At 46.7% G+C, this 8,086-nt stretch carries 7 protein-coding genes; 3 read left to right on the top strand and 4 right to left on the bottom strand.

Annotated features, from left to right (window positions below; translation table 11 throughout):
• Nucleotides 1–80: 80 nt before the first annotated feature.
• Nucleotides 81–398, top strand: coding sequence for a hypothetical protein (locus ABD028_RS17710; RefSeq protein ID WP_343846659.1), 318 nt, complete (start codon nt 81–83; stop codon nt 396–398).
• Nucleotides 399–746: 348 nt separating this feature from the next.
• Nucleotides 747–1,826 (top strand): IS4 family transposase, encoded by a 1,080-nt coding sequence (locus ABD028_RS17705; protein ID WP_343846657.1) that lies wholly within the window; start codon nt 747–749, stop codon nt 1,824–1,826.
• A 1,513-nt stretch (nt 1,827–3,339) separates the two neighbouring features.
• Here the strand turns inward: ABD028_RS17705 and ABD028_RS17700 are convergent.
• The 4 genes from ABD028_RS17700 to ABD028_RS17690 form a co-directional block, all read right to left on the bottom strand.
• Nucleotides 3,340–3,876 carry a GNAT family N-acetyltransferase gene (locus tag ABD028_RS17700; RefSeq protein WP_343846655.1) on the bottom strand — a complete coding sequence of 179 codons (537 nt, stop codon included), beginning with the start codon at nt 3,874–3,876 and terminating at the stop codon, nt 3,340–3,342.
• Nucleotides 3,869–4,093: a hypothetical protein gene (locus ABD028_RS17695; protein WP_343846653.1), complete on the bottom strand. Its 225-nt coding sequence runs from the start codon at nt 4,091–4,093 to the stop codon at nt 3,869–3,871. Before ABD028_RS17695 ends, ABD028_RS17700 begins: the two co-directional genes overlap by 8 nt.
• Nucleotides 4,023–4,202 carry a GNAT family N-acetyltransferase gene (locus ABD028_RS23315; RefSeq protein ID WP_425542133.1) on the bottom strand — a complete coding sequence of 60 codons (180 nt, stop codon included), beginning with the start codon at nt 4,200–4,202 and terminating at the stop codon, nt 4,023–4,025. Before ABD028_RS23315 ends, ABD028_RS17695 begins: the two co-directional genes overlap by 71 nt.
• 177 nt (nt 4,203–4,379) lie before the next feature.
• Nucleotides 4,380–4,757: a hypothetical protein gene (locus tag ABD028_RS17690; RefSeq protein WP_343846651.1), complete on the bottom strand. Its 378-nt coding sequence runs from the start codon at nt 4,755–4,757 to the stop codon at nt 4,380–4,382.
• A 583-nt stretch (nt 4,758–5,340) separates the two neighbouring features.
• Here ABD028_RS17690 and ABD028_RS17685 point away from each other — a divergent pair.
• On the top strand, nt 5,341–7,893 hold the full coding sequence (locus tag ABD028_RS17685; protein ID WP_343846649.1) for a TonB-dependent receptor: 2,553 nt from the start codon (nt 5,341–5,343) through the stop codon (nt 7,891–7,893).
• Nucleotides 7,894–8,086: the final 193 nt, after the last annotated feature.

Genomic DNA, 8,086 nt, shown 5'->3' with positions numbered 1-8,086 from the left:
CTGAGGTTGGTAAGGGAAACTGCGCGTATTTGATCAGACTTTAAGATGATTTACAAAGTTTGATCCTGCCCTGTGCCTATATGGCGTATAAAATTTCTATCCGAGATAATCCCCAAGCCAGCTATGATTCTTGGGGGAAAGGTGCTGTAGAACTCAGAGAGCCGCAATGCTTGGAAAAGAATAAGTATGAAGTGTGCATTTACATCCTGCCGATTGATGAAAACAAATACAATTTATCATTGTTAATACAAAATATTGAGAGTGCAGAGCTTTCAGAAGAAATGTTTTTAACGCTAAGATTTTCACTTTTTGAAAAAGTGCATATTGATTTTTCTAACTTTACTTTTGACGGTGAATTCTTTCTCAATCGAGAGTTGTATCACCAACTAAATAAGTGACCTGATTTAGTTGTGCAAATGTGATGATGTTAAGTTTTCACACTAGCGATTGTCCACTCATCGTGTTCTTCTGCGTTAGGAAATGAACATTTAGAAATCAATGTCACTGACCCTGACCTATCCCCACAAATAAAATAGATAAATCAGTTGGATAGTGAAATTTGATGGGAACATTCATGTCATTTGGTGATCTGATCATTCGCCAAAACTTTCAGAGCAAAAAACGCCATGAATGCCCACCTCATCTTGACGAAAATCGTCGCGCTTGTCAGCTTCAACATGCATCAAACCTGGCAGAGAGCGCTTATCGCTTGCGTCAAAAGTCTCGTTTCGGGGAGTGCCACCACCGTGACGAGTATTGGCCGAGGGATATGCTCAAAGGCCTATGAGAAGCATCGTATCAAACGGGCAGACCGCCTCCTCTCCAATCATCGCTTACAGCAAGAAGTGCCTTATCTGTATTGCACAATCTGTCAGCTGTTTTGTCGCATCAAACACCCGGTCATTGCCGTAGATTGGTCGGATTTAGACGACCATAAAGGGCATTTCTTGCTGAGGGCAGCGATGGTGGTGAAAGGGCGTCCCGTTACCCTGTACCAAGAGATTCACAGCAACAAAACCAGAGAGAAACCCGTTACTCATCAGCGTTTCTTACGTAACTTAAAGATGATGCTACCCAATGACTGTCAGCCGATTGTTGTGACCGATGCCGGTTTTAAATCCCCCTGGTTTCGGCCGGTGCAGTCGCTTAACTGGCACCTTGTCGGTCGGGTACGTAAGCCCCACTTTTACAGTGTGAACAAAGGCGAAACATGGCAATGCATTACTCAGTTATACAAACGGGCGACATCACAGCCGAAGTCTTTTGCTGATGCACTGATTGCCAGACGTGAACCCTTTCCCTGCACACTGATCGTGTTTAAAGGGAGAACCAAGGGACGTCATGCCACAAATCCCGATGGTTCACCTAAGCGTTCCAAACATTCATTGAAACATGCTGAAGGAGCAACTGACCCCTGGTTACTGGCGACCTCACTACCAGCGCATCGCCATTTAGCCAAACAAGTGGTGGCCATTTACCGCCAACGTATGCAGATTGAAGAAGGTTTTAGAGACATGAAAAGTCGCCGTTTTGGCTTGGGCCTTGAGCACAGCCGCAGCATAAAACCCGCCAGACTGGCTGTACTGGTGTTGCTGAGTACACTGGCTTCTATCGTCGCGATATTGCTAGGTTGGGTGGTGCACATTTCTGGCCATCATCGACGCTTCCAAGCCAACACCAAAAGGCTCCCCGTATTGTCGTTCCATACACTTGGACTACGAGCATGGGCAACCCGTATGCGCTTCACTGCCAGTCAGTGGAAGCGAGCGATAAAACAGTTTACCCACAACGCAGAAGAGGCCTGGCATGGAACCGCATCAAATTAAATTCGTGGGGATCCCTCAGTCACTGACCCCGTTGATCGGTTAGACAGATACATGTTTTCTACCATGTGGACAATGACTAAATGCTCCCAAAAATACTAGTGGCTTATTGAATTTTCTTATGCATCAAGCTGAAAGTTCTGTTTATTTAGATGAGATGGAAGCGGAGCTTGAAATGTACTTGTTATATTATTTTTTTACTTCTCATTGTTGATTTTTTAAGTGATGAGTTTAGACTGAGTTTCAATCTTCCATATATCGAATTGTAAAGTATGTTTTAATTGGAGAGAAAATGACTACAGCACTAATGATTTTATTCCCGGTGCTTATAAATTTGCTTTTTATTAAAGTTTTTAAGCTAAAGAGATTTGTTTCTTTTTTATTGATATTTATTCTGGGCTATCTTGTTCTGTTTCCTGTTGAAATGTTGTACTGTTTTTTTGTTGAACTGTGTCAGGAACACTCTCTGCGAGTAGTTGGTGTAACCGTCTACTATACATTGATAGTGGTGTTTTCAATACTGGCTCAGTTTGTAATAGATAAATTTTTTAATAAAAAATTATCAGGTGATGTAAAACATACTTAATGGTTTGAACTGAATGTTAGTTCATCTTTTTAACCGTTTTTCAATATAACCACGAATATCACTTTGCTTGCTGCAAGTGGCCTTGTTGATCAAATCATCGTCAAGGCCAGACTTCCTCTTACCCCATCCCGCTTAGCGGATCATCTTACTCACAGGCATCCCTAAAGAAGTCATTTTGTTCAACACCGCGACCCGAGCCATGGCTTCACCCACTTGAGCGTTGCAATTCCTCTGGTACAGCTTGTCACCGGTCTGCGATTTGTGTCGCCACATGGCGGTTTCGGCCAGGGAACGTTGGTGATAATTCGTTTCCCGCTTCCATTCGTTGCGCTTGCCTGACGCCCTGACTGCTTCATTGCAAGGATGGTCGTTTTGCCCAAACCAGCATTGCTGGGTGGCAGGAAGTTGGCCGTGGCCTGCGTTTTATCCTTTAATATCCACAGGATTAGCCTGACGGCAACAAATAAGATGCCGCTTAGCAAGAGCAGCAGAAAGATGACTAGGACTATTTCCATAAGGCCTTACGTTCATGCGCTTCTTTGAAATATATTTGACGTACTTTCACCAATATTCCTTTCCAGGTTTTCCTATAAATAAGGCAATCCAGCACTGACTCAAACAGGCCGGATTGGTTTTACCGCATGATGGGTCAAGCCTTATTATTCTGGATGAAACGCCCTCGGTCCTGGCTTTGATGCATTGGAGCTCTTCAGGTATTTACATAGTTTCACCATAAGGAAGCCTTTCTCGCGGGGTCGCAGAGAACCCAGAGTAATTGAAAGCAATAATTACCTCAGTGGGTTTTTCTTTGCGGTCCCTGCGTCACAGCGAGAGGCATTCCAATATCGGCCGAAGGCCGGTTTGTGCCTTTCGTGTAGTTCGTGGTCGTCTGTTTTATTACCACCGGGGCCAGAGCCCCCGGTTACCCGATTATGCCTTGCGCCATTCGGTTCGAAGCACTGCCAAAACCACGGTATCCCACCACTGTTGTTTGAAAAATCGATGCTCTCTGAAATAAGCTTCTTGTCGCATACCTAAAGACTTACAGAGCTTAATGGCAGGCAGGTTCTTGCTAATAGTCTCCGCATAGATGCGATGAACACCCAACTCCGCAAAACCAAAATCTGCCAGCGCTAAAGCCGCTTCCTGGCTTAACTTACGGCCTTGCGCTGCTCTGGCAAACGCACAGCCCATTGAAGCTTGATGATTGTCTTCTAAGCGCAAACAAACAGTCCCAATAAACTGTCCTGAGTCCTTACATTCAACAGCGAGTTGATATGACTTTCTTGGTTGTTCAACAGCCTGAGCTATAAATAGGCCTGTTAACGCTTTGTATTTATTAAGGTCACAATCACTTTCGTCGTAGAAACGCTGATATTTAGTATCCTGAGACATAGCAACAAAGGCACTTTCATCGCTCGGCGTCATATCTCTGATAATCAAACGCTTAGTCTCGATTTTAAACATCGAAAGTTCCTTTTTCTGAGGCATAACCCGGCGACAGGAGCGTCCCCTGACCGCATTTGTTAATTGGTGATGCGATGGTGTTGGCCATACTCCCCATCATTAGTTGCGCTCCGTACAGCCTGCCACCCAAGTTTTCGGCCACCCTTTTACTGGCCACATTGTCCTCTGCGATGAATAGCTGCAATTTCTTTGATTCCGCAGAAACCGATAAACTCATCCGACTCAGCATCCGCGATCACGAACCGCGATGGGTTGTCGAGCTTAGCTTTGAACCATGAACCGGCTTCATCTTCTGAAAGTGCGCGACGGGGTCCAAGAAACCTCATAACCCGAGATTCACCCAGCATCAACATTACTGCCGCTCTGTCCTTTTGATGGAGAGCCCACAGTTTCACTAAATTCATAAGGCTAGTTTCACCATGTAACGCCATGGTTTGGGGCGAATATAGCGAAGCGTAAATCATCCCAGCCGCGTTAGCGACGACAGCACAGCCTTATTAGTTTTAAAACGCATAAAAATACACCGCAAAAAATAGCGGCAGATACAAAATGCAGCTGACGCCTGCCACTATACGCATTTTATTTCGACCCATAACCTCAGACGCATAAGCTAACTTGGGAGACCAAAAAATGGGTAATACTGACCACGCGATGGCAATAAACATCCAACCTTTCCAGAATGCAGGCGTTAGATAAACTGTGTCTGTAATAAAACCGTGAAAAGCGACTAAACCTAATGCCATAAATATTGCATTGGCCATTTCCTCAACCTTTACGAGCACAGGACTTTTATCTTTGCCAGATAGATATTCAAAGACCTTAAAAGGGAAAGGCAAAACGATTAGTGCCAATAATATCCAAAATGATACCTGCCAGAACATGGTTAACTCCTTTTAAACATAATGTTCGCGTACCTTGCATGGTCATTTTTTAGCATGCTTGTAACCCTTTGCCTAGCTTGAGTTTTTAGGTTGCACCGATCTTGGGGCGGGCAATGGCCGGTTATTTATCTGTTGCGACGGTTGTGCCTGGACCTGAGGTTGTCACACTTCCATATATCTCTTTTTTTATATGCGCGAGGTAACACTTCAGATCTGGTCGCTTTATCCCAATGGCTTTAGTTACCCATCTGCTGCGCCTTTCTCTCCATTTCTGAACCATAATGTCGAACAACTTCCGCAAGTTTTAATCGATACGGTCTGGTCTGTTGTTAGTCAATTTACCTTGGCCTGGCTGATGTCCAACCGATGCGAGCTAAAATAAGGGATTGTTTAATCTTATGTAATTCAATTGCTTAGACTTATATTCACAACTTTTCACAGCACTTCAAGACACTTCACCGCCGCTCATTTACAAAAAATTTGCAACTGCCGGGCAATCGGGCAGGGCATTCACCCGGCGGTGACTTTTCAGCATGGTCCGGGCCACACATACCAGTAAAAAAATCATAAGGGGATAGTGACAATGCATACGTTTAACAAGGCCAGAGTGGCCTGTGCGATCAAGTTTGCCCTGCTGGCTGGCTTAAGCACATCAAGCGCGGCAGTGCTGGCGCAGCAACAGTCAGCCACTGATGAAGTGGAAACCATACAGATTAAAGGCATTCGCGGCAGCGTGGTGAAGTCGCTGAATAACAAGCGCTTTTCCGACAGCATTGTGGATGCGATTACTGCCGAGGATATTGGTAAGTTTCCGGACCAGAATGTGGCAGAGTCGCTGCAACGTATTACCGGCGTTTCTATCACCCGTGGTTATGGTGAAGGTGAACGGGTCAGCATTCGTGGGACCACAGAAAGTCAGAACCGCACCTTGTTAAATGGTCAGGCGGTGGGGTCGGCGGATTGGTGGACCAACTCGGCGCCCAGTCGTGGCTTTAACTATACGATGCTGCCCTCAGAAATTGTCTCGGGACTGGAGGTGTATAAGTCCCCCCAGGCCGATGTGGACGAAGGCTCCATTGGCGGCACTATAGTAGTGAAAACCCGTAAGCCGCTGGATTTGGACGCCAATTCGATATTTGGCTCGGCGATGGCGCAGCACAGCCAGGTATCGGGCGAGACTGATCCAGTGCTATCGGGTTTATATAGCTGGAAAAACACCGATGAGACTTTTGGTGTGTTGTTCTCTGTGATCCGGCAGCAGCGTAACTTGCAGCGCCACGGTATCGAAGCCTGGAGTTGGGATCACCGCGATATCACTCTGGAAGACGGCACGGTATATGAAAACCTGTATAGTTCCGGTGGCGGCGGTTCAGCACGCTTTAGTCAGGAGCGGATCAGAACCGGTCTGAACGCGGTGTTGCAATGGCGCCCGCAGGACAATCTGGAAACCAGCCTGAATATTCTGGACTCCACTTTGGAGGCGGATAACGAAAACCAGAACTTTCTGTGGTTGCCGGAGTATAACGGTTCAAAGTATCAGGATGTGACGATTGTCAGCCACGATGTGGTGGGTAACTTCCTGGCTGCCGGTACATTAGGCCTGGCACCCGAGGGGCAGGACAATATTCTGGATGAAACCAAGGTACGTAATTCCAAATTAAAGACCAAGGTGTATGACTTTACGCTTAAGCATGAGGGTGATGTCTGGGAAAGCCGTCTGCAGGCAGGTTATACCGAGGGCAGTGGTGGCTCACAGGCGGATCGAAGTGTCGGTTGGGGCGGTAACTATGTGCATAGTTATGACGCCTCCAAGGTCGAAAGCATTGAGACCCGCTATGATGCTGACCCAAAAGATGGCGAACAATGGGACCTGAGCTTTTTACGTTACGATAATAACCTGGCCGACGATGAGGAAACCTACCTGCAAACAGACTTTTCCCGGCCGTTGGAATTATCGGTTTTTGACAAGCTGAAATTTGGCGTTAAGTATCGCGACCATTCGCGTTTTAACACCAAAAACACCACCGATGCACGTACCGATCTGAACTGGCGTCTGGCTGATTACTCCCTGGAGATGCCCGGCGGCTTCCTGTCCGGGCAGGGCACAGCGGGCACCCTGCGCGACTATGCTATTACCGACTCAGATAAAGTGCGGGCTGAAGGGGATGCGCTTAACTGGGATTATAGGGTGCTTAAGGCCAGTACCTTTGAAGTAGAAGAGAAGATCCTGGCTGGCTACGTTATGGCCGATATTGACGTGGAGGGGATGCGCGGCAACCTTGGGGTGCGTGTGGTGCAAACCAGACAGACATCCAGTGCCTATGAAGGCGAAGTGTGGGTCAGCAAAGAAAAGGATTATCTGGATGTGCTGCCCAGTCTGAATCTGGCCATTGATTTGGATACAGATCTGATCATGCGATTTGGCGCGGCCAGGGTGATGTCCCGCCCCGACTATAATGCCATGACCGCGTCTACCTCTTATAACACCGAAACCCGCACTGGCACCGGCGGTAATCCCGATATCGACCCTTACTATGCTAACCAGTTTGACCTTAGCCTGGAATGGTATTTCAGTGAGGCGGGTATCTTCTCGGCGGCGTATTTTCATAAAGATGTGCAGTCTTTCCTCGACAGTGTGACGTCCTTTGAACGCTTTGAGGGCGAAGATATTCGTATCAGTCGCCCCAGCAATGGTAAAGGCGGCACTATTCAGGGGCTGGAGCTGGGATATCAGCAAGAGCTGTATCAAGGCTTGGGGCTGATGGCTAACTACACATACGTAGATGGTGAAGCCAAAGACGGGCAAGGGAACGATATCACGATTCCTGGTAATTCTGAGCATACCGTCAATGTTAGTGCTTACTATGAAAATGACGTGTTAAGCGGCAGGATTTCCTATAACTATCGTACCGGTTACGACTCGGGCTTTGACTGGCCGGGCTATATCGATGATTACGGTCAGTTGGATGCCAACGTTTCCTATAAGGTCAATGACAACCTGACCCTGGTACTGGAAGGCATCAACCTGACCGATGAACTGATTTTCAGCTACCAGGAAAAAGGTGTGGAAAATGCCCTGACCGGCTTATATCGCGACGGTCGCCGATATGTGGCAGGGGTTAGATTTAATTTTTAATGGGTTTTGACAACAACTAGGAGTGCCCTCTCATAGTGCTGTCGGCAAGGCCTCTTACCTTTTGGTTGGAGGCCTTTTTTGCTCGCTGCTAAGGGCAATCTGGTCTGTTGGGGCTATCCAGGCTTATTAAATTTTTATTTTGAATCAAGTATATAGCAGACAATGGCGATTATTTGAGTAAAATGGACCTTTG

This window comes from Bowmanella denitrificans, assembly GCF_039522935.1.
GTDB lineage: Bacteria > Pseudomonadota > Gammaproteobacteria > Enterobacterales > Alteromonadaceae > Bowmanella > Bowmanella denitrificans.
The sequence above is the reverse complement of the archived record's forward strand: the minus strand, read 5'-3'. Positions and strand labels throughout refer to the sequence as shown.

Coding starts and splice junctions, on each gene's coding strand:
- ABD028_RS17710 (WP_343846659.1), top strand. CDS start 81: ATGGCGTATAAAATTTCTATCCGAGATAATCCCCAAGCCAGCTATGAT.
- ABD028_RS17700 (WP_343846655.1), bottom strand. CDS start 3,876: ATGTTTAAAATCGAGACTAAGCGTTTGATTATCAGAGATATGACGCCG.
- ABD028_RS17695 (WP_343846653.1), bottom strand. CDS start 4,093: ATGAGTTTATCGGTTTCTGCGGAATCAAAGAAATTGCAGCTATTCATC.
- ABD028_RS23315 (WP_425542133.1), bottom strand. CDS start 4,202: ATGAGGTTTCTTGGACCCCGTCGCGCACTTTCAGAAGATGAAGCCGGT.
- ABD028_RS17690 (WP_343846651.1), bottom strand. CDS start 4,757: ATGTTCTGGCAGGTATCATTTTGGATATTATTGGCACTAATCGTTTTG.
- ABD028_RS17685 (WP_343846649.1), top strand. CDS start 5,341: ATGCATACGTTTAACAAGGCCAGAGTGGCCTGTGCGATCAAGTTTGCC.